22 protein-coding genes and 1 tRNA gene are annotated in these 18,784 nt (G+C 70.8%); 11 read left to right on the forward strand and 12 right to left on the reverse strand.

Going from position 1 to position 18,784, the window contains the following annotated elements:
• Nucleotides 1–60 precede the first annotated feature (60 nt).
• The 3 genes from AB0K14_RS02355 to AB0K14_RS02365 form a co-directional block, all read right to left on the reverse strand.
• Nucleotides 61–1,869, reverse strand: coding sequence for a prolyl oligopeptidase family serine peptidase (locus AB0K14_RS02355; RefSeq protein WP_360454671.1), 1,809 nt, complete (start codon nt 1,867–1,869; stop codon nt 61–63).
• Nucleotides 1,866–2,654 carry a methyltransferase domain-containing protein gene (locus tag AB0K14_RS02360; RefSeq protein ID WP_360454674.1) on the reverse strand — a complete coding sequence of 263 codons (789 nt, stop codon included), beginning with the start codon at nt 2,652–2,654 and terminating at the stop codon, nt 1,866–1,868. Before AB0K14_RS02360 ends, AB0K14_RS02355 begins: the two co-directional genes overlap by 4 nt.
• Before the next feature lie 106 nt (nt 2,655–2,760).
• The gene (locus tag AB0K14_RS02365) at nt 2,761–2,973 is read right to left on the reverse strand and encodes a hypothetical protein (RefSeq protein WP_360454677.1); all 213 of its coding nucleotides are present in this window, start codon (nt 2,971–2,973) and stop codon (nt 2,761–2,763) included.
• 255 nt (nt 2,974–3,228) lie between these two features.
• On the opposite strand from AB0K14_RS02365, the gene AB0K14_RS02370 reads away from it, so the two are divergent.
• The 3 genes from AB0K14_RS02370 to AB0K14_RS02380 all read left to right on the forward strand — a co-directional run bounded on the left by AB0K14_RS02370 (nt 3,229) and on the right by AB0K14_RS02380 (nt 5,253).
• The gene (locus AB0K14_RS02370; protein WP_360454680.1) at nt 3,229–3,429 is read left to right on the forward strand and encodes a hypothetical protein; all 201 of its coding nucleotides are present in this window, start codon (nt 3,229–3,231) and stop codon (nt 3,427–3,429) included.
• Between the two features lie 92 nt (nt 3,430–3,521).
• Nucleotides 3,522–4,283: a class I SAM-dependent methyltransferase gene (locus AB0K14_RS02375; protein ID WP_360454683.1), complete on the forward strand. Its 762-nt coding sequence runs from the start codon at nt 3,522–3,524 to the stop codon at nt 4,281–4,283.
• A 610-nt stretch (nt 4,284–4,893) separates the two neighbouring features.
• Nucleotides 4,894–5,253 carry a MerR family transcriptional regulator gene (locus tag AB0K14_RS02380; protein ID WP_360454686.1) on the forward strand — a complete coding sequence of 120 codons (360 nt, stop codon included), beginning with the start codon at nt 4,894–4,896 and terminating at the stop codon, nt 5,251–5,253.
• Between the two features lie 81 nt (nt 5,254–5,334).
• On the opposite strand, the gene AB0K14_RS02385 is transcribed toward AB0K14_RS02380, so the two are convergent.
• The 3 genes from AB0K14_RS02385 to AB0K14_RS02395 all read right to left on the reverse strand — a co-directional run bounded on the left by AB0K14_RS02385 (nt 5,335) and on the right by AB0K14_RS02395 (nt 7,009).
• Nucleotides 5,335–5,802, reverse strand: a complete 468-nt coding sequence (locus tag AB0K14_RS02385) for a hypothetical protein (protein ID WP_360454689.1) — start codon at nt 5,800–5,802, stop codon at nt 5,335–5,337.
• Nucleotides 5,803–5,951: 149 nt separating this feature from the next.
• Nucleotides 5,952–6,025 (reverse strand) — tRNA-Pro (locus AB0K14_RS02390).
• 24 nt (nt 6,026–6,049) lie between these two features.
• On the reverse strand, nt 6,050–7,009 hold the full coding sequence (locus AB0K14_RS02395) for a metallophosphoesterase (RefSeq protein WP_360454692.1): 960 nt from the start codon (nt 7,007–7,009) through the stop codon (nt 6,050–6,052).
• 64 nt (nt 7,010–7,073) lie between these two features.
• Between AB0K14_RS02395 and AB0K14_RS02400 the strand changes: the two genes are divergently transcribed.
• The gene (locus tag AB0K14_RS02400) at nt 7,074–7,541 is read left to right on the forward strand and encodes a GatB/YqeY domain-containing protein (RefSeq protein ID WP_360454695.1); all 468 of its coding nucleotides are present in this window, start codon (nt 7,074–7,076) and stop codon (nt 7,539–7,541) included.
• Nucleotides 7,542–8,235: 694 nt separating this feature from the next.
• Here AB0K14_RS02400 and AB0K14_RS02405 read toward each other — a convergent pair.
• Nucleotides 8,236–10,707: a transglycosylase domain-containing protein gene (locus tag AB0K14_RS02405; RefSeq protein WP_360454698.1), complete on the reverse strand. Its 2,472-nt coding sequence runs from the start codon at nt 10,705–10,707 to the stop codon at nt 8,236–8,238.
• 258 nt (nt 10,708–10,965) lie between these two features.
• Here AB0K14_RS02405 and AB0K14_RS02410 point away from each other — a divergent pair, with 258 nt between their 5' ends.
• Nucleotides 10,966–11,256: a WhiB family transcriptional regulator gene (locus tag AB0K14_RS02410; RefSeq protein ID WP_106616446.1), complete on the forward strand. Its 291-nt coding sequence runs from the start codon at nt 10,966–10,968 to the stop codon at nt 11,254–11,256.
• A gap of 14 nt (nt 11,257–11,270) precedes the next feature.
• Here the strand turns inward: AB0K14_RS02410 and AB0K14_RS02415 are convergent, their stop codons facing one another.
• From AB0K14_RS02415 to AB0K14_RS02430, 4 genes are all read right to left on the reverse strand, one after another.
• Nucleotides 11,271–12,398, reverse strand: coding sequence for an ArsA-related P-loop ATPase (locus AB0K14_RS02415; protein WP_360454702.1), 1,128 nt, complete (start codon nt 12,396–12,398; stop codon nt 11,271–11,273).
• Complete coding sequence (locus AB0K14_RS02420) at nt 12,395–13,387, reverse strand: ArsA-related P-loop ATPase (RefSeq protein ID WP_360454704.1); 993 nt, start codon at nt 13,385–13,387, stop codon at nt 12,395–12,397. Before AB0K14_RS02420 ends, AB0K14_RS02415 begins: the two co-directional genes overlap by 4 nt.
• A gap of 96 nt (nt 13,388–13,483) precedes the next feature.
• The gene (locus AB0K14_RS02425) at nt 13,484–13,735 is read right to left on the reverse strand and encodes a hypothetical protein (protein ID WP_360454707.1); all 252 of its coding nucleotides are present in this window, start codon (nt 13,733–13,735) and stop codon (nt 13,484–13,486) included.
• Between the two features lie 36 nt (nt 13,736–13,771).
• Complete coding sequence (locus AB0K14_RS02430) at nt 13,772–14,035, reverse strand: hypothetical protein (RefSeq protein WP_360454710.1); 264 nt, start codon at nt 14,033–14,035, stop codon at nt 13,772–13,774.
• A gap of 94 nt (nt 14,036–14,129) precedes the next feature.
• On the opposite strand from AB0K14_RS02430, the gene AB0K14_RS02435 reads away from it, so the two are divergent.
• The 6 genes from AB0K14_RS02435 (at nt 14,130) to AB0K14_RS02460 (ending at nt 17,813) form a co-directional block, all read left to right on the forward strand.
• Complete coding sequence (locus AB0K14_RS02435) at nt 14,130–14,987, forward strand: helix-turn-helix transcriptional regulator (protein ID WP_360454713.1); 858 nt, start codon at nt 14,130–14,132, stop codon at nt 14,985–14,987.
• On the forward strand, nt 14,984–15,175 hold the full coding sequence (locus tag AB0K14_RS02440; RefSeq protein WP_360454716.1) for a DUF397 domain-containing protein: 192 nt from the start codon (nt 14,984–14,986) through the stop codon (nt 15,173–15,175). The genes AB0K14_RS02435 and AB0K14_RS02440 overlap by 4 nt, the downstream gene beginning before the upstream one ends.
• Before the next feature lie 77 nt (nt 15,176–15,252).
• Entirely contained in the window at nt 15,253–15,408 is a 156-nt protein-coding gene (locus tag AB0K14_RS02445) for a hypothetical protein (protein WP_106616451.1), read from the forward strand.
• Nucleotides 15,405–15,863, forward strand: coding sequence for a RidA family protein (locus AB0K14_RS02450; protein WP_360454719.1), 459 nt, complete (start codon nt 15,405–15,407; stop codon nt 15,861–15,863). Before AB0K14_RS02445 ends, AB0K14_RS02450 begins: the two co-directional genes overlap by 4 nt.
• Nucleotide 15,864: 1 nt before the next feature.
• Nucleotides 15,865–16,467, forward strand: coding sequence for a hypothetical protein (locus tag AB0K14_RS02455; protein ID WP_360454722.1), 603 nt, complete (start codon nt 15,865–15,867; stop codon nt 16,465–16,467).
• Nucleotides 16,468–16,505: 38 nt separating this feature from the next.
• Complete coding sequence (locus AB0K14_RS02460) at nt 16,506–17,813, forward strand: hypothetical protein (RefSeq protein WP_360454725.1); 1,308 nt, start codon at nt 16,506–16,508, stop codon at nt 17,811–17,813.
• A gap of 70 nt (nt 17,814–17,883) precedes the next feature.
• Here the strand turns inward: AB0K14_RS02460 and AB0K14_RS02465 are convergent, their stop codons facing one another.
• Nucleotides 17,884–18,783 (reverse strand): Gfo/Idh/MocA family oxidoreductase, encoded by a 900-nt coding sequence (locus AB0K14_RS02465; RefSeq protein ID WP_360454854.1) that lies wholly within the window; start codon nt 18,781–18,783, stop codon nt 17,884–17,886.
• Nucleotide 18,784 lies beyond the last annotated feature (1 nt).

Here is an 18,784-nt window from a genome sequence, read left to right on the forward strand (position 1 = left end):
AGCTCCGCCGTCGGCCGCGGCCATGGAGCACGCGCCGAACGGCGGCCCTGGAGCAGGCGCCTAGAGCACGCGCTGCACGAAAGCGACCTCCGCCGCCGTCTGCCGGATCGTCTCGGCGACCACCAGCGAACCGTGCCCGGCGTCGTACCGGTACACCTCGTAAGCCGCACCGCGCGCGGCCAGGCGGTCCAGGTAGTTGTCGATCTGGCGGATCGGGCAGCGCGGGTCGTTCTCACCCGCCAGCACCAGCACGGGCGCCCGCACCGCGTCCACGTAGGTCAGCGGCGAGCACTCGCGGTACCGGTCGGGCAGCTCCTCCGGCGACCCGCCGAACAACGCCCGGTCGAACGCCCGCAGCGGCTCCATCTCGTCCTCGTACGCGGCCAGGTAGTCCGCCACCGGCACACCCGCGACACCGGCCGCCCACCGCTGCGGCTGCGTGCCCAGCGCCAGCAGCGACAGGTACCCGCCCCACGACGCGCCGTTGACCACGCACTTCGCCGGGTCGGCGAACCCCGACTCGACGGCCCAGTCGTGCACCGCCGCCACGTCCTCCAGCTCGGTCAACCCCGGCCGGCCCTCGATCGCGTCACGCCACTTCGACCCGTACCCGGTCGAACCGCGGTAGTTCACGTGCACCACGGCGAACCCGGCGTCCAACCACACCGCCCGGTAGGCGGAGAACCGGTCCTCGTCCGCCGAGTGCGGTCCGCCGTGCAGGTGGAACACCGTCGGCAGCGGACCGTCCGGCGCGCCGGCAGGACGCGCCACCATGGCGTGCACGTCACCCACGAACACATCGGTCAGGTCCACCGACTCCGGCGCCTTGTGACCGGCCGGCTCCAGCAGCACGCGCTCGTCGCCGTCCACGTCGAGCACCCGCACCACCCCGGGCCGCGCGGCCGACGACCACGAGTACTCCACCGCGCCGTCCGGCCGCACGTGCGCGCTGCCGACCGTCCCGTGTGGAGTGTCCAAGGCGTGCAGGGCGCCGGTCGCCAAGTCGTAGCGGTGCAGCGTGTTGCGCGCCTGGAACGTGTGCACGACCAGCAGCGACTGCGCGTCCGGGTACCAGTCGGCGCTGATCTCGCCGGGCAGGTCGACCACGATCTCGGTCTCGGTGTCCGCGGCGACGTCCCAGATCAGCAGCTCGTCCTTGCCGCGCCGCTCGTGCCCGACCAGCAACCGGTTGTCACCGCGCACCGGGCTGAACGCGATCGCGTCCAACCCCTTGCCCGGCCCGTCCCACTTCTCGGTGACCTTCTCACCCGTCGGGGTCACCACGCGCAGCGCCGCGTGCCGGTTGTCGCCGTGCTCCGAGTGCGACAGCACCACCAGCGTCTCGTCCTTGGACAACGCCGACACGCCGCCGTCGTTCTCGTGCGCGTAGATCACCTCGGCCGGGCCGCCGTCGCGCGCGACGTACACCGTGGTGCCGTCGTCGGTGGACGTGCCGACCGCGACGACCCCGTGCCCGATCTCCAACCCGGCCGGGTACCCGGCGGGCACGCCGTCCACGGCGGCGCCCGGGGCACCGCCCGGCTCGAACGGCTCGCTGACCCACGTGCCGAACTCGTCGCCGTCGGTGTCGGCGAACCACCAGATCGTCTCGCCGTCCGGGCTCAGCGCGCCGTGCGACGTGCCGTTCGGGCGGTCGGTGACCTTGCGGTGGGTGTCGGTGGCGCGGTCCCAGGAGTAGATCTCCCACACGCCGCTGGAGTTCGACAGGTACAGGCTGCGGTCCGGGGCGTCGTCGGCCCACCCGGGCAGGCTCACGCGCGGGGCCGTGAAGCGGGCCCGCCAGCGGGCCTCGGCCTCGGCGTCGGCGAACAGCGGGTCGGGCACTTCGGCGGTCGGGTGCGTCGTCACCCACCCGATCCTGCCGGCTTCCGCGCGGTGACCAGGTAGTAGTCCACCAGACCGAGCTCGGCGGCGCGCAACCAGCTGCGGTCCCACCGGTCCCGGTGCGGTCCCAGTTCGAGCCACCGGTCCAGGCCGCGCCACACGTGCTCGCCGATGCTGCGCGCGGTGACGTCGGCGAACCCGGCCTCGCGCAGGTCGCGCAGCACGTCGTCGACCGGGTGGGGGCGGTCGAGGCCGGAGGCGAACGTCCTGAGCAGCTCGGCGAGCCGGGGGCCGGCGTCCTCGGCGCAGGCGAAGAACGTGGTGACGGCGATCCGCCCGCCCGGTACGAGCACGCGGGCGCTCTCGCGCGCGAACCCCGGGACGTCCTCGAAGTGCTGGGCGGCCTCCACGGACAGCAGCGCGTCGAAGGAGGAGCCGGGGAACGGGAGGTCGTCGGACGAGCCCTGGACGAACGCCACCCGCGGGTCGTCGTTGGCCTCCGTCGCCCGCGCGACCTGCTCCGGCACCAGGTCCACGCCGCGGACCACGGCGGGATCGCGGCGCAGGACGCTCCGTGCGCCCAGCCCGCGCCCGGAGCCGACCTCCAGCACGCGGTCCCCGGCCCGCACCGCGAGGGCGTCCAGGACGACGTCGTACAGCGCTTCCTGGGTGGCGACGCGCTGCTCGACGGTGACCTCGCCGGTCAGGTCGACGTCACGCCAGTAGCCGAAGTTGATGAAGCCGCCCGCGAACACCGGTAACGCGGCCAGGTCACCCGGGCCGTACACGCGGCGCAGTTTGTCTCCCACACCCGCGATCATGCCAACGCCGTTCACGTTGCGTGAGAACGTTCACCGCCTCGGACGCCACGCACGGTCACTTGATCGTGCGCGGCACGACCGGTCGTGAAGGGGCCTAGGGGTCGAGTTCCTCGTCCAGGATCCGGTCCAGCTTGTGCGCCGCGCGGACCATGGCGCGGCCGACCAGGGCGATCACCCCGACCACCGCGCCGACGACCACGGCGGCGGTGGGCGAGAGGACAACCGCCAGGAGACCGGCCAAGCCGAGCCCGACCTGGGTCCACGCGACGACGGGGATCCAGCGGGCGGTGGAGGTGGTGGTGGTCATGCGGCTTCTCCCTGCTGGCGGTGGTGGGGCGTCGGGGCGGACGCGTTGACTCGTCGTCGTACGAGCACCGCCGCTTGTTACGCATAGTGACTTGAATCGGCAATATTCACCTGATCGGGTTAACAGAACGTGACGAAGGTTCGCCTGGACGGCCTCGAAACCGAATTAGGCAACAGCGAGGAGTGATTCGTAACGTCCTCGTTGGTCCGAACGAATCACGAGGTACACGGTGGTGACACAGGGGAGGTCTGACCGATGATCGAGAACACGGTTCGGCAGGGCGTTCGGGTCGGCTGCGTGGACGCTCTGGGTCGTCGGAGGACGCTGGAGGTGTCGCTCACCGAGGAGGGCAACGTCTGCATCCACACCCCGCCCGGCGAGTCCGCGAAGCTCGACTGGAACGAGGTCGGCGAACTCCTCCGGCGCCTCGCGGAGCTGCGACCGCACGTGAAGTGACGTCCGATCGGTGTGCCCGGGAGGCCCGACCGACCTCCCGGGCCGGCGCTTAACCGCTTGGTCGGTCGGCGGCACCCCGCTCCAATGGGCACATGATCGACCACACGGAGCTCAACCGCCGCCACTGGGAGGACAGCGCCGCCGCCGCGCACGGACCGCTGGCCCGCGAGCACTGGGCGCGCACCGAGCCGTGCTGGGGGCTGTGGGCCACCCCCGAGTCGGAGGTCTCCGTCCTGCCGCCGGACCTGGCCGGGATGGACGTGATCGAACTCGGCTGCGGCACCGCGTACGTGTCCGCCTGGCTCGCCCGGCTCGGCGCCCGCCCCGTCGGCATCGACATCTCCGAACGCCAACTCGCCACCGCCCGCGAGATGCAGGCCGAGTTCGGCCTGGACTTCCCGCTGCTGCTGGGCGACGCCGAACGGGTGCCGCGCGAGGACGGCTCGTTCGACCTGGCGATCAGCGAGTACGGCGCCTCCCTCTGGTGCGACCCGTACCGCTGGATCCCGGAGGCCGCCCGCCTGCTCAGACCCGGCGGCCACCTCGTCTTCCTGCACCGGTCACCGCTGTTCGCCCTGTGCGCCCGCCCCGGCGACACGGCGTCCACGTCCCTGCGGCGCCCTCAGTTCGGCCTGCGCCGCGTCGACCACGGCACGTCCGCCGAGTTCACCCTCCCGCACGGCGAGATGTTCAGGCTGCTGCGCGACACCGGCTTCACCGTGGACGACCTGGTGGAGATCCAGGCGCCCGACCCCGCGAACCGCGAGTACCACGAGGTGTCGTCCGCATGGGCGCGCCAGTGGCCCAGCGAGGAGATTTGGCGGGCGCGACTGACATCTCCGCAGGTGAGGTAGCCGAAGCTCCTCGGACGAGTAAATCTATGATCGCTGGAGTAGACATTCCGCCCCCGCTGTGTGTAGTGTTCTCGTTGTACGAGAGAGAACGTCCGATCGGCACGGGAGATGACGAACTACCCGTGATGCGAGGGCAGTCGGCGCGTGCAGTACCGGGAGCGCAAGCGATTTACGCAAGACGGCAATGCGCACCCGGAGCCGACAGACCCGCGCGTGCAGTGGCAAGGCGGTCAGGCGCGTCGGAGCCGATCAGTGGAAGGGGTTCCAGCGCGGTGGCCGGACGGTCGGCGAGGTGAACCGGAGCAAGCGAGAAGTCCGGTGCCGTCCGTCGAACGGGTGACAGGCAAGTCGGTAACCAGAGAAGAAGGGACGGGTTGTACACCATCGGATAGCCCGCCGGGAGTTGAAGTCGAGCCGGGCGGGTACCGCAGTCCAGCACGATTGGAAGGTGGTCTCCGGTTACGAAAACGCGATCCTCGCAGTCTCCGCAGCTGTTCGGCGGATGACGCGGATACGGTAAGCCGGCCTCAGGGCCGGATGGTGGGAACCCAAAACCCCGGGGCCCCGGTGCTGATGTTGGCACCGGGGCCCCTCGTGGCGCGGAGGTGCGATGACCCCAGAAACGAACGAGCCGCGACCAGCGGCTGGCAACTTGGACGACGACCACTACCCCGCCTACACGATGGGCAGAGCCGCGGAGATGCTCGGCACCACGCCGGGATTCCTGCGCAGCCTGGACGAGGCGAAGCTGATCGAGCCGGAACGCTCGTCAGGCGGCCACCGCCGCTACTCCCGGTACCAACTCAGGTTGGCCTCCCGGGTCAGGGAACTGGTCGACCAGGGCATGGGCCTCGACGCCGCGTGCCGCATCGTCACCCTGGAGGACCAACTCCAGGAAGCCAGGAACCTCAACAAGCAGAACACACCGCCCGAGCCGGACCAGCCGTACCCGCCGCTGCGAGGCGTGTGACCGGGTCGGGAACGTCGACCCGACACCGGAGAAGAGGAGCGCGCGTCACGGCCTCACCAACCGTGACGCGCCCGCCCACACCTACGGGCAGCTCAACGTGTCCAGTGGCGGCCGCTTCGCCGTCGTGAAGCCGTAGCCCACGGTCGACGACTGCCAGCTGATGGCCTGGTAGCTGGTCTTCGACATGGTGAACCTGACCGTCGCGTAACCGGCCGGCCCCCAGCTGGCGGTGTAGGCGCTGTCACCGACGCCGGTGAAGTCACGGCGGGTGTTCCAGTTCACGTAGAACGACACCGCGACGTTGTTCGGGCGCTTCGCCCGCACCTTCAGGGTGATCGTGTCAGGCGTCTGGGCGACGCGGCAGGCGCTGAACGCCGGCGTGTTGCGGTTCGTGGCGTAGTCGGACGGGATGGCCGTCCAACCGGTGGCCTGGACGCCGTACTCGGCCGTCGAGACCTGCGGCGCCGCGGAGGCACCCGTCGGGACGACCGCTAACGCGGCGAGCGCTGCGACCAGCACTCCGGTGAAGGACGAAACGGACCTGCGCACTTGGGTGCACCTTCCACTCGGAAAAGGGACTCGGCTGCCGATCGCCAACGCCGACGCCGCACGCTCCGGACGCCCCCCGGTGCAGCCACTCACGAGTCAGGCCCCGTCCACAACTACCGTGAACGGGGCCTGACCTGCACTAACCTTTGTCGGGGTGACAGGATTTGAACCTGCGACCTCTTCGTCCCGAACGAAGCGCGCTACCAAACTGCGCCACACCCCGGCTTGGGATCGAACGAGGAGAACTCTACCTGACGTTCCCACCCACTCCGAACCGGGTATCCCTTTCCGCGCCGGACACGTCCTGACCTGCGTCGACAGGACGCGGGACCAAGGTCAGCAGGCTCGCCTCCGGCGGGCAGGCGAAGCGGACCGGCGCGTACGGCGACGTGCCCAGGCCGGCGGAGACGTTCAGCCACATGTGCGAACCCCAGCGCGAGACGCCGCGGGCGCGCGAGCGGTCCAGGTCGCAGTTCGTCACGATCGCGCCGTAACCCGGGATCCGCAGCTGACCGCCGTGCGTGTGACCCGCCAGCACCAGGTCGTAGCCCTCGGCGGCGAACGGGTCCAGGACCCGCGGCTCCGGGGAGTGGGTCACGCCCAGGCGCAGCGGTACGTCCGGCACCGGGCCGCTGATCTCGTCGAACCGGTCGCGCTTGAGGTGCGGGTCGTCCAGGCCCGCGGCGAAGACCTCCAGGCCGTTCACCTCGAACCGGCGGCGCGCGTGGGTCAGGTCCAGCCAGCCGCGCTCGACCATCGCCGCACGCAGGTCCTGCCACGGCAGCGGGATGCCGTGGATCCGCTTCTTCTTCGCCGACGGCATCAGGTAGCGGGCCGGGTTCTTCGGGCGCGGCGCGTAGTAGTCGTTGCTGCCGAACACGAACACACCCGGACGGCTCAGCAGCGGACCGAGCGCGCGCACGACCGCGGGCACCGCCTGCTGGTGCGCCAGGTTGTCCCCGGTGTTCACCACCAGGTCGGGCTCCAGCTCGTCCAGCGCGGCGACCCACCGCTGCTTGGACTGCTGACCCGGCATCATGTGCAGGTCCGACAGGTGCAGCACGCGCAGCGGCGACGAACCGGGCGCGAGCACCGGCACCGTCGCCTCGCGCAACGTCCACCGCCTCCGCTCGATGCCCGCCGCGTAGGCGAGCGTGGCGGTGCCCAGGGCGGTCGTGGCAAGCAGCGTTCGGCCCAGCGTGTTCACATCGTCGAGGGTAGGGGGTTGACCGGTTCGGGGTGGAACGGGCCGCCCGGTACCGTTCCGGCTCATGGCGGAGCTGAAGGCGCGGTTGCAGGCGGACCTGACGGTGGCGATCAAGGGCCGGGAGACGGTCCGGGCGGGCGCGCTGCGGATGACGCTGGCCGCCCTGACCACCGAAGAGGTCTCCGGCAAGAGCGCTCGTGAGCTGAGCGACGACGAGGTGCTCAAGGTCATCACCCGTGAGGTGAAGAAGCGCAAGGAAGCGGCGGAGGCGTTCGCCGGCGCCGGGCGGACCGAGCAGGCGGAGCTGGAGCAGGCCGAGTCCCAGGTGCTGGAGGCCTACCTGCCCGCGCAGCTGTCGGACGACGAGCTGGCGACCCTGGTCGACGCCGCGGTCGCCCGGGTGGCCGAGCAGCTCGGCGAGCAGCCGGGCCAGCGGCAGATGGGCCAGGTCATGAAGGCCGTCAACGCCCAGGTCGCGGGCCGCGCTGAGGGCGGCCGAGTCGCCGCTGCGGTGAAGGCCAAGCTGGCTTAGGGTTCGCCGCGGACCGGGTCGAGACGACGGCGTCCGGGCACCGGGGTACCGGTACGGCCAACGGTGGGAACGACGGGGCGGGGCAGGTACACGATCGGGTGATCATCGCCCGAAAATGTACGGAAACACTGTTACCGCACCTCGGTTGAAAACCAGCGGAGCGCCGAAACCACCCCCCACCGCCCAGACCCATCCGCCCACCGCGACTCGTCTCGACCCGACCACCCGACCTGGCCTGGTCTGGCCCCACCTGGCCTGGCCGCCGAACCGGACCTGCGGCCAGGACCGCCGGACCGGATCGCCGACCGGACTGCCGGACGGGATCGCCGGACCAGGCCATCGGATCGGGCCATCGGATCGGGCCTACCGCCGGACATGACCGCCGGACATGACCGTCCGACCGAACCGCCGACCCGGCCGCCCGACCCGACCTGACACCGGATGGGATCGCCGGATCTGACCGCGCCGGATCTGACCGCCCGACCTGACGCCGGGCGGGATCGCCCGACCTGACCGCGCCCGATCGGACCGCCGACCCGACGCCAGGCAGGATCGTGCGGCTCGACGCTTGGTCCGGCCGTCGACGTGATCGCCTGCCGGCGTGGCGATCGCCTGCCGGCGTGGCCGCCCGGCCCGTCAGCGAAGCCCTCAGCCCCCCCGCCGGGATGCCGGGTGGGGCGCGGCAGGGCGGGCGTCAGCGGCGTGGTGGGTCGGTGGGGATGGTGATCTGTGGTGGGTCGAAGGGGCGGCCCGGTTCGCCCGGCTGGCCGGGTTGGCCTTGGCCCGGGTTGGGTGACTCGGTGGTGGGTGGCGGATCGCTCGGCTGCGGCGGGGGGACGTAGCCCGTGGAGACCATCAGGGTGACCACGGTGCCCTTGAGGGCGCTGCCGCGGGGGGTTTGGCTGACCACCTGGCCCTTGGGCTGCTCGGAGTTGCGGTTCTGCGCCGAGACCTTGTAGCCCGCCTGTTCGAGGATCCGGGTGGCGTCGTTGACGTTCCGACCCACGACGTCCGGTACGCGGATCTCGCTGCCGCCCTTGAGGTAGCGCTCCTCGACCGGCGGCATGCCGCGGACCGGTAGGCCGTCGTGGATCTTCGTCATCGTGTCGAACCACGTCCGCGCGGGCACCGTGCCGCCGTAGATGTCGCCCTTGCCGCACAAGCGGGGCGGTCCGCCGTTGACGCAGATGCCGCGCGGCTCGACGCCGTCGTTGAACGTCTGCACGGCACCGGCGAAGTCGGGGGTCGCGCCGATGAACGCGGCCGACTTGTAGTCCTCGGTGGTGCCCGTCTTGCCCATCATCGGCCGCGTCCACTTGAACTGGCGCGCCGCCGCGGCCGCGGTGCCGCTGCCCTGGTCGTCCTTCGACATCCCGACCGCCAGCCCGTTCGCCAACGGCTCGGCGACGACCTGCTCGCACGGCGCCTCGTTCATCGGCACGGCGGCGCCGTTGCGGTCGAGGATCTGGCCGATCGGGGACGGCGGGCACCACACGCCGCCGCTCATGATCGTCGCCGCCACGTTCGCCAGCTCCAACGTGCTCACCGGCGCGGGGCTCAACGTGAAGGAAGCGTTGCCACCGTTGGACTTGTAGAACTCCGTCTGCGAGATCCGCAGCTCCCGGTTCTTCGCCTTCGGGTCCGGCCGCACGCCCGCGATGTTCGTCGCCATCGTCTCCCGCATCCCCAACCGGGACGCCATGTCCACCACCGGGTCCATGCCCAACTGCTCTTCCAGGATCACGAACCCGGTGTTGGGCGAGGTCTGCAACGCCGTCTGCAACGACATCTGCGGCGGGTAGTTCGACGACGCGTTCCCGAGGCAGTACCACCGGGTGCTCGGCTCACCCGTCGGCGGGCACTTGTCCCCACCGCCCTTGAACACCCGCGACACGTGCGTGTTGGGCGTGGCGATCGTGTTCTCGATGCCCATGCCCTTCTCCAACGCCGCCGCCGCGGTGAACACCTTGTAGACCGACCCGGCGCCGAACTTGTTCTCCACCCCGGACGGCAGGTCGAACTGGGTCTGGAACTGGTCCGCCTTCAACCCGTAGTCCCGGTTCGCCACCAGCGCCACGACCTCGTGCCGCTCCTTGCCCGGCCGCACGACCGCCATCGCGTTCGCGATCCCGTCGGTCGACTTCCCGACCTGCGCCTCGGCCGCGAGCTTGGCGTGACCGGTGATCGTGCGGTCCAAAGTGGTCCGAACGGTGTAGCCGCCGGTCTTCAGCTGCTCCAGGCTGAAACCGTTGCGCTGCAAGTAGTTCAGCACGTACGAGCAGAAGAACCCGTGCTCCGGCCCGGCACCGACGCACCCGCTGGGCGGCGTCCGCACCGGCACCGCCAACCCCAGCGGCTCGGCCTTCGCGGCCTCGGCGGCGTCGCGCGACAACTTGTCGTTCTCGACCATCTTGTCGATCACCTGGTTGCGCCGCTCCAACGCCTTCTCCGGGAACACCTCCGGGTTCAGCGCGGACGGGCTGTTGACCATGCCCGCGAGCATCGCCGACTGCGCCACGGTCAACTTGTCCGCGGTGGTGTTGAAGTACGCCTGGGCCGCCGCCGCGATCCCGTAGATCGTCGAACCGAACGGCACCACGTTCAGGTACCCGGCGAGGATTTCCTCCTTGCCCAGCTTCTGCTCCAGCTGCAAGGAGATCCGCCATTCACGGGCCTTGCGCGCGACCGTCTGCTCCTGCGCCTTCTGCTGCTCCACCTGGTTGTTGCGGGCAACCACGTGCACGAGGTAGTTCTTCACGTATTGCTGCGTGAGCGTGGAGGCACCCTGCGTGACCGAGCCGCTGAACTGGTTGGTCAACCCGGCCCGGATCGTGCCCCGCCAGTCCACGCCCTGGTGCTCGTAGAACCGGCGGTCCTCGATGGACACGAGGGCGGCCTTCATCGTGGGCGAGATCTGCTCGGGCGGGACGAGCACGCGGTACTGGTCGTACAGGTACGCGATCGGCGCGCCGTCCTTGTCCGTGATCGTGGAGATCAACGGCGGGTCGGTGGCGACGAGGTCGGCGGAGATGCTGTCGACCGTGTCGCTGGCTCTGTTGGACACCATCCCCAACGAGCCCACGACAGGGAACAACATGCCTGCCAGCAGCACCCCCGCCAGCAGACACAGGCCGAGCAGTTTCAGCACGCCGTTCCTGGCTCGCATGCAGGTCAGCGTACGCGGCACCTGAAGAGGTGATCGGTATCGCGCACAGTTGATTACACAGGATGAGTACTCGTACTCAAGACAGGTAACAGGTGCGCAACCCAGGGTTGGAGGTGGAACCAGAAGGCTCTACAGTCCGTCACTGTCCAAGACAGCAGCCGAGGGCGCGACCACTCGATGGTGAGCCTACGGCATCCGCGGCAGGGGTGTGGCGGATTTAGGAAGTCTGGACACTGTGTGAACTGAGGTGGGGGAGATATGCAGCAGGGGGATTGGCGGATCAAGGCCTCGTGCCGTGATGAGGAGCCGGACCAGCTCTTCGTCAGAGGTGCGGAGCAACGCAAGGCCAAGGTGGTGTGCCTGGGTTGCCCGGTGCGCACCGAGTGCCTTGCCGAGGCCCTGGACAACCGGATCGAGTTCGGTGTGTGGGGTGGAATGACGGAGCGTGAACGGCGTGCGTTGCTGCGGCGACGCCCGGATGTCACCTCCTGGCACGAGCTCCTGGACACGGCACGTCAGGAGCACCACGAGGAGTCCAAGGTCGGTTAGTAGGCCCCTACTCCCTACTCGCCCGCCAACCGCCGACCGATCTCGTGCAGGCCCTCCAGGTCATGCACGTCGGTAGGCAGCGCGGGTACCCCGATCAGCGGAACACCGGGGTGCGCACGGGTGAACCGCGCGAGCAGTCGCTTCTCCCGATCGGCGACCGCCACGCGATCCGCGTGCACCCGCAACACCGCGGCAGCCAGCGGAGCGTCCCCAGTGCGCTCCAGCCGGTCCGCCGCCGCCAACGCACCGGGTGCCGGCAAGGGGGCCAGCACCGGGTGCGTCCGGTTCGCGACCAGGCCGGTCAACGGCATCCGTTCCGCGCTCAACCGCTCCACGAAGTAGCTGGCCTCGCGCAACGCGTCCGGCTCGGCCGCCGCGACCACCAGGAACCCCGTACCGGGTGATCGCAGCAGGTCGTAGGTGGCCTGGGCGCGTTGCCGGAAGCCACCGAACATGCTGTCGAACGCCTGCACGAACGTCGAGGCGTCTTGCAGGAGTTGGCCGCCGACGATGGTGGACACGGCTTTGGTGAACAGGCCGAAGCCCGCGCCCACGATCTTGCGGATGCCGCGCCCGCCCGCACGGGCGGGCGCCGACAGCATCCGGATCAGCTTGCCGTCCAGCACCGTCGACAGCCGTTGCGGCGCGTCCAGGAAGTCCAGCGCCGACCGGCTCGGCGGCGTGTCCACGACGATCAGGTCCCACTCGTCGCGCTCGACCAGCTGGCCGAGCTTCTCCATCGCCATGTACTCCTGCGTGCCGGAGAACGACGTGGAGATCGTCTGGTAGAACGGGTTCGCCAGGATCTGCTCGGCCCGCTCGCGGCCGGCGTGCTGCCACACCATGTCGTCGAACGTGCGGCGCATGTCCAGCATCATCGCGTGCAGCTCGCCCTTGTGGTCGTCGTCCAGACCGTCCACGACGACCCGGCGCGGCTGGTTGTCGAGCTCGCCCAGGCCCAGCGACTGGGCCAGCCTGCGCGCCGGGTCGATGGTCAGCACGACCGCCCGCCTGCCGCGTTCGGCGGCCCGCACGGCCAGCGCCGCCGCCGTGGTCGTCTTGCCGACGCCACCGGACCCGCAGCACACCAGGACCCGTGTCTCCGGGTCGTCCAGCAACGCGTCCACGTCGAGCCGGTTCACCGCACACCCCGCCCGACCAGCACCTCGGCCAGCTCGTAGAGCGCGGCCACGTCCACCCCGTCGGTCAGCTCCGGCAGCTCCACCGTCGGCAGGTCCGACTCGGCCAGCCGCTCCTTCGCCCGCTCCTCCATGCGCACCCGCAGCGCGTGCTCCACGGTCTGGTCGACCAGACCGGCCAGCACCTCGTCGTCCACGTCGAGGCCCGCCGCCGCCAGCCCGGTGCGGACCCGCCCGACGTCGACCCGGCCCTCGGCCGCCGACGCCACCGACCGCGCGGGCAGCCGAGGCGGGCTGACCCGGTTCACGAACACCGCGCCCGGCCTGAGGTCCGCGGCGTCCAGCTCGGCCACCGCGTCCAACGTCTCGCGCACGGGCATCTCCTCCAGCAACGCCACCAGGTGCACCGCCGTGTCGCCGGAGTGCAGCAGTTTCACCACGCCGTCGCTCTGGCCCTTGATCGGCCCGACCTTGGCCAGGTCGGCCATGGCCCTGGTGACGTCCAGGAACCGGACCACCCGCCCGGTCGGCGGGGCGTCGAGCACCACGGCGTCGTACTCGTGCCGCCCGGTCTTGCGGACGCGGCGCACGCACTCCTTGACCTTGCCGGTGAGCAGCACGTCCCGCAGGCCCGGCGCGAGGGTGGTGGCGAACTCGATCGCGCCCATCCTCTTCAACGTCCGGCCGGCGAAGCCGAGGTTGTAGAACATGTCGAGGTACTCCAGCAGCGCCGCCTCGGGGTCCACGGCGAGCGCACGCACCTCGCCGCCACCTGGTGCGGACGCGATCCGCTCCTCGGAGTACGGCAGCGGCGGCCGGTCGAACAGCTGCGCGATGCCCTGCCGGTTCTCCACCTCCACCAGCAGCACGCGCCGTCCGCCGGTGGCCAGCGCCAGCGCGAGCGCCGCGGCGACCGTGGTCTTGCCGGTCCCGCCCTTGCCCGTCACCACGTGCAGCCGCGCGCGGGTGAGTTCGTCGGTCCAGCCGTTCACCAGATCAGCCTATGCGCGCTGCCCTGAGAACCGCTGGCCACGCCGCCTGGCGCGCCGGCTGCCGCGGCCGGTCCGGCCGAGGTCGATCCGGTCACGTCAGTCCATCATCGTGACGAACACCACCGCGATGGCGGTCGCCGCGACCACGCCCCACGCCGCGACCGACGGCAGCACGTACGCGATGAGCACCGCGACGACGGCGACGATCACCGCCCCGATCAGCAACGCCCGCATCACGTCGGCCCGCCTGGCGCCCTTGCGATCCCGCGCCTGCGCCATCCCGACGAGGATCATCACCAGCCCGCCCAGCAGGAACGCGCTGGTGGCGACGATCCGCCACGTTTCCACGTGATCAAGCTAGCGCCGTGTGATCGCGCAGTCACGTCACGCTTTGACGGCCTCCCGCACCACCTCCCGCTCCACCCACACCAGGCGCGCCCGCGCCGTCTTGTCGATCGCGAAGTACCAGAGCGCCCGCTCAGCGCTCGTGGTCGAGATCCGCAGGCCGGACCCGCCTTTCGGCCCGGTCACCTCCGCCGAGCCGTCCCCGAAGTCCAGGCCCCACGCCGCGACCCACCCGTCCTCGGCGTCCTCCTGGACGATCGCGAACAGCCTCGGCGCCTCCGCGACCACTTCTGCATCTTCCATGACTGAATGCTACCGTTCGAGCGGTTCAAATCCTTGAAATCGAACGAGTGAACTTGCGCGATGGACCGTTACCGAGAGTGGTTAGGGTGATCCAATGGCTATCGGCTCGACCCGCGGCAAGCGCCGCCTCGGACGCCACCTCCGCCCGATCCTGGAGAGGTCCGGTCTCAAGGTGGACGAGGTGGTCAAGCGGTCGCGCGTGTCCCGCCCGACGATCACCCGGATGCTGTCCGGCGAGGCCCTGGCCCGCTGGCCCGCGCTGTCGATGGTCCTGGACGTCATCGGCGCGACCCCGGAGGAGAAGACGCGGGCGCTCCAGCTGTGGGAGGTCGCCGACGTCGACCCGTCCGCGATCGAGCACGCCCGTGACCTGCCCGCCAACTACAAGCGCCTGCGGATGGACGAACTGGAGGCGGTCCGCGAGCGCACCCTCGACTCGGCCCTGGTCCCCGGCCTGCTCCAGACCGCGGGCTACGCCGAGGCCCTCGCGCGTGCCGCGCGTCGGCGGATCGTCGGGGAGAGCTGGGACTCCCGCGCGGCGGCCGAGCGTGCCGACCGCCAGGCGGCCCTGACCAGGGAGAACCCGGTCGAGTACCACGCTTTGATCGACGAAGCCGCACTCCGTCGCCTGGTGGGCGGGCCCGAGGTGATGGCGGAGCAGCTGGACCACCTGGTGCGAGCGGCGGAACGGCCGAACGTGACGATCCAGATCCTGCCGTACGCGGCCGGGGCCTACGGCGCCCAGGTCGGAGCGATGTTCCTGCTCGACTTCGACCAGTCGGACGAGCCGCGGGCCGCCTACGTGGAAGCCCTGACCGGGATGGTTCCCGTGGAGGATGAGGAGGCCGAGGTGTTGTCAGCGGTCTGGGACGACGCTGCGCGCCTCGCGCTCACGGTGGAGGAGTCCGTGGGGCTCATCGGGGCAGTGCGGCGGAGGCTGGGAGAAAGATGATCGGCCGGACATGGCGCAAGAGCAGCAGGAGTGGTTCCGACGCCCAGTGCGTCGAGTTGGCGGTGACGGAGAGTGTCGCCGGTGTACGGGATACAAAAAACCGGGATGGGGGAACGTTGGTGTTCCCCGCCGCGGCGTTTTCGGCGTTCCTGGCCGACGTCAAGCGTGGTGACAGCAGGATTCTGTAGATTGTATACAGGATCTTGACACGAACGGGGGTACTCGACCGGGTGTCCCTGTTCGGCACCCCGCTAGGCTGCCGCTCATGCAGAAGTGGGAGTACGCGACCGTCCCGCTGTTGATCCACGCCACCAAGGCGATCCTGGACCAGTGGGGCGACGACGGCTGGGAGCTGGTCACCGTGCTGCCGAACCCGAGCGGTGAGCAGCACGTCGCCTACCTGAAGCGGCCCAAGGCATGAGCTGGACGGCCCGCTTGGCCGAGCTGGGCGTCGAGCTGCCCGAGGTCGCGGCCCCGGTCGCGGCCTACGTGCCCGCCGTGCGCACCGGGCAGCTGGTCTTCACGTCCGGGCAGCTGCCGTTCGTCAAGGGCTCGCTCGCGGCCACCGGCAAGGTCGGCGGCGACGTCAGCCCGGAGGAGGCCAAGGCCCACGCCCGCACCTGCGCGCTGAACGCGTTGGCCGCCGTGGACGCCCTGGTCGGCCTGGACAAGGTCGTGCGCGTCGTCAAGCTGACCGGGTTCGTCGCCTCCGCGGACGGCTTCACCGGCCAGCCCGCCGTGATCAACGGCGCGTCGGACCTCCTCGGCGAGGTGTTCGGCGAGGTCGGGCAGCACGCGCGGGCTGCGGTCGGCGTGGCCGAGCTGCCGCTGGGCGCGCCGGTCGAGGTGGATCTGATCGTCGAGATCGGGGAGTGAGATGTCGGACACGTGCCACGAGCTGTTGCTGAGGCTGGCCGGGCGGATGCCGGACGACCTCCTCTGGAGGTTCCGCGACTGGGCCGCCACGGACGCCATCGCGGTGCTCGCACGGGCCCTGCCGCGCACGTTGCTGCACGACCGGATCGGTTTGACGGACTACGAGCAGCGGCTGCTGGCGGACGCCCTCGTGCCGCACGGGGCCGACCGGTCCACGATCAGTTCGGTCAAAGGGCTGGACGAACTGCCCGAATCCGGCTACACCTTCTCCCCGGAATCACCCGATCGGGTGTCGATGGGTGATTCCGCGACCGTGGTGCTCGGAGCGACCTTGCGGGGACGCCTCGGGGTCGGCGAAGTCCGGTCCTCGTGGCGGCTGGGCGGGGGCGAACCCAGGAGGCTGATCCTGGTCACCGCCACGACCGGCGAAGCCCGGTTGACCGGTGAACTCCAACGGGTGCTGCGGGCGCTCGGCGAGCACGACCCGTGCGTTGAGGTCCTGCCCGCCGGACTGGACCTGCCGCCCTACCACAGGGCGGCGTTGGCGGCATCGGAGCTGGTGTGCGCCGGCGCTGACGCCGACGGGCACTTGGTGCCCGTATAGAGCTCGGCGCTCCCGCGCGAGCCGGAAGGAGAACAGGCGTGACGAACGACGGAGTGGGACTCCCCGTCCGTTTACACGACCTCCTGTTGGCGTTGGCCGGACGTGTCGACGACGACGCGTTGACCCAGGCTCGGGAGCTGCTGGCGGTCGCGGAGCTGGACAGAGCCGTGGAGCTCGTCGTCGGCTGCCTGCTGGCCGGGCGCATCCCGGTGTCGCCGGAGGAGCGCCGCGAGGTCGGCTGGCTGCTGGGCGAGGTCCGCTCGGACCGCGCGCTGGCGGACCGGCTGTTCGCGGTCGAGCGGGTGCCGGTGGTCAAGCACCGGTTCAGCGTCGAGTCCGACCCGGCCGAAGGCCTCGGTGACGTGCTGGGCAAGACCGTGTCGGTGCTGCCGGACGTGCGCGGCGTGCGTGCCACGTGGCGGTCCAGCCCGGCCGGCGCGACGCCCGGACCGCTGCCGCAGCGGGTCGTCCTGGTGGACATCGGTCCGTCGGGGTTCGCCCCCGCCACCGCCTACCGGGTGGACACCGTGCTGCGCAAGGCGGGCATCCGCGCGGCGGTCGAGGTGCTGACCGTCGGCACGCAGCTCGGCGAGTACCACGCGGCGGCCGTCACGACGGCGCGCGAGGTGTTCTTCCCGTCCGGTTCCACGAGCCCGCAACCACCACCCGACCCGGCCGCGTGGTTCGACGGTGAACCGCGGGGCCAGGCACCGGTGGTCGAGCCGGAACCGGTGCCTGTCGAACCCCAGAACGGCTCCAAGTCACGTCGGGCGCGCGTCGAGTCGTACGAGGGCGCGCAGCCGTTCCCGCCCAAGCCGGTGAAGCGGATGCCGGTGCGCGAGCCGGTCGAGGACGTCCGCGTCGTCGACGAGGTCCGGGTGGACGAGGTGCGCGTCGAGGACGTCCAGGATGCCCGGGACGCTCAGGGTGTCCGGGACGCTCAGGATGTTCAGGGCGTGCACGAGGCTCAGGACATCCGGGTCGAGGACGTCCGGGTCGAGGAGATCCCCGTCCAGGAGGCGCCGGTCGAGCCGCCGCCCGTGGTCGAGGAGCCGCCGGCGCCGGTGTTCGCGTTCCCGGACGACCACCCGTTGTCGCGGGCCGAGGTGACCACGGAGCTCGGACCGGACGACCTGGCCGCGTTGCAGGCCGCGTTGGCGGAGGGGCAGGCCCCGGCCGCCGTGCAGCTGCCGCCGACCGTGGACGCGAAGCTCAGCGACCGGGAACGGGCGTTGCTGCAGCAGCTGCACGAGGAGCTGGCGCAGCGCGAGCAGCAGTCGTGGCCGGGTGGGCCCGAGTTCGTCAACGGGGTGCCCAAGCCGACCAACGGCAAGTACCCCGGCTAAAGATCTTGAGGTTCGACCACCGGCTCGGCCCTGTCGTCCCGCGGAGCGCGGGCGGCAGGGCCGAGCCGCGTCACGCCTCCGACTTCCGCCGGGCCAGGTCGATGATCCGCTGCAGGTGCAGGCCGCGGCGGACGTCCAGCGGGTGCTCGGTGGTGCCGCTGTCGACCATGGCCACGAAGTCGTCCAGCAGGTTGGTGAAGGCCTGTTGCGCGGTGGTGCCGCGGTCGGCGAGCACCCGGTGGCCGTGCTCGCCGTAGACGATCACCTCGGCGATGCCCGGGTCCAGCGGCAACGTCATGGTCATCGTCGCCACGCTGGTCGCGCCGGTCTCGTGCTGGAACACGACCTGCCACAGCCCGTGCTCGGACCGGTTCGCCGCGATGACGTCGGTGATCGTGCCCAGGGTCGCGTCGAGCAGGTCGAACGCGTGCGGGCCGATGTCGTCCAGCGGGCCGCGCTCGTGCCGCCACGGCGAGTGGGAGAACGGGCCGCCGAGGAGCGCTCCGGTCAGCCAGCGCGCGCTGCCACCCACCCAGCCGCCGGCTTCCCGGAGCTGGTCGAGCTGTTCGCGGGTCTCGGGGGCGAACCGCTTGGTGAGGACCACCAGGGACGCGACGTCGTTGCGCTCGACGGCGTCGGCGAGGCGTTCGGCGTCCTGGAGGCTGCCCGCGATCGGCTTCTCCAGGATCAGGTGCTTGCCCTGCTCGGCGGCCTTGGTGGCGATCTCGGCCTGCACCTGCGGCGGCACCGCGAACGCGACCGCGTCCACCTGGTCCAGCAGCTCCTCCGGTGTCCTGGCGGTGGTCGCGCCGTGGGCGTTGGCCAGCTCCGCGGCCGCCTCGTCCCGGCGGGCCCAGATCGTGGTCAGGCGGGTGCCCGGGTGATCGGCGATGCCCGGTGCGTGCACCATGCCCGCCCAGGGGCCGGCACCGATGAGTCCTACGCGCAGCTGTTCGTCCACCTGGCCCATC

This window comes from Actinosynnema sp. NPDC050801, from assembly GCF_040673975.1.
In the GTDB taxonomy this organism is placed as follows: domain Bacteria; phylum Actinomycetota; class Actinomycetes; order Mycobacteriales; family Pseudonocardiaceae; genus Actinosynnema.

What these genes read in the sequence shown, in the direction of transcription:
- AB0K14_RS02455 (WP_360454722.1), top strand. Translation starts at nt 15,865, where the DNA reads ATGTCGGACACGTGCCACGAGCTGTTGCTGAGGCTGGCCGGGCGGATG.
- AB0K14_RS02445 (WP_106616451.1), top strand. Translation starts at nt 15,253, where the DNA reads ATGCAGAAGTGGGAGTACGCGACCGTCCCGCTGTTGATCCACGCCACC.
- AB0K14_RS02410 (WP_106616446.1), top strand. Translation starts at nt 10,966, where the DNA reads ATGCAGCAGGGGGATTGGCGGATCAAGGCCTCGTGCCGTGATGAGGAG.
- AB0K14_RS02465 (WP_360454854.1), bottom strand. Translation starts at nt 18,783, where the DNA reads ATGGGCCAGGTGGACGAACAGCTGCGCGTAGGACTCATCGGTGCCGGC.
- AB0K14_RS02430 (WP_360454710.1), bottom strand. Translation starts at nt 14,035, where the DNA reads ATGGAAGATGCAGAAGTGGTCGCGGAGGCGCCGAGGCTGTTCGCGATC.
- AB0K14_RS02375 (WP_360454683.1), top strand. Translation starts at nt 3,522, where the DNA reads ATGATCGACCACACGGAGCTCAACCGCCGCCACTGGGAGGACAGCGCC.
- AB0K14_RS02440 (WP_360454716.1), top strand. Translation starts at nt 14,984, where the DNA reads ATGATCGGCCGGACATGGCGCAAGAGCAGCAGGAGTGGTTCCGACGCC.
- AB0K14_RS02400 (WP_360454695.1), top strand. Translation starts at nt 7,074, where the DNA reads ATGGCGGAGCTGAAGGCGCGGTTGCAGGCGGACCTGACGGTGGCGATC.
- AB0K14_RS02365 (WP_360454677.1), bottom strand. Translation starts at nt 2,973, where the DNA reads ATGACCACCACCACCTCCACCGCCCGCTGGATCCCCGTCGTCGCGTGG.
- AB0K14_RS02450 (WP_360454719.1), top strand. Translation starts at nt 15,405, where the DNA reads ATGAGCTGGACGGCCCGCTTGGCCGAGCTGGGCGTCGAGCTGCCCGAG.
- AB0K14_RS02370 (WP_360454680.1), top strand. Translation starts at nt 3,229, where the DNA reads ATGATCGAGAACACGGTTCGGCAGGGCGTTCGGGTCGGCTGCGTGGAC.
- AB0K14_RS02380 (WP_360454686.1), top strand. Translation starts at nt 4,894, where the DNA reads ATGACCCCAGAAACGAACGAGCCGCGACCAGCGGCTGGCAACTTGGAC.
- AB0K14_RS02405 (WP_360454698.1), bottom strand. Translation starts at nt 10,707, where the DNA reads ATGCGAGCCAGGAACGGCGTGCTGAAACTGCTCGGCCTGTGTCTGCTG.
- AB0K14_RS02435 (WP_360454713.1), top strand. Translation starts at nt 14,130, where the DNA reads ATGGCTATCGGCTCGACCCGCGGCAAGCGCCGCCTCGGACGCCACCTC.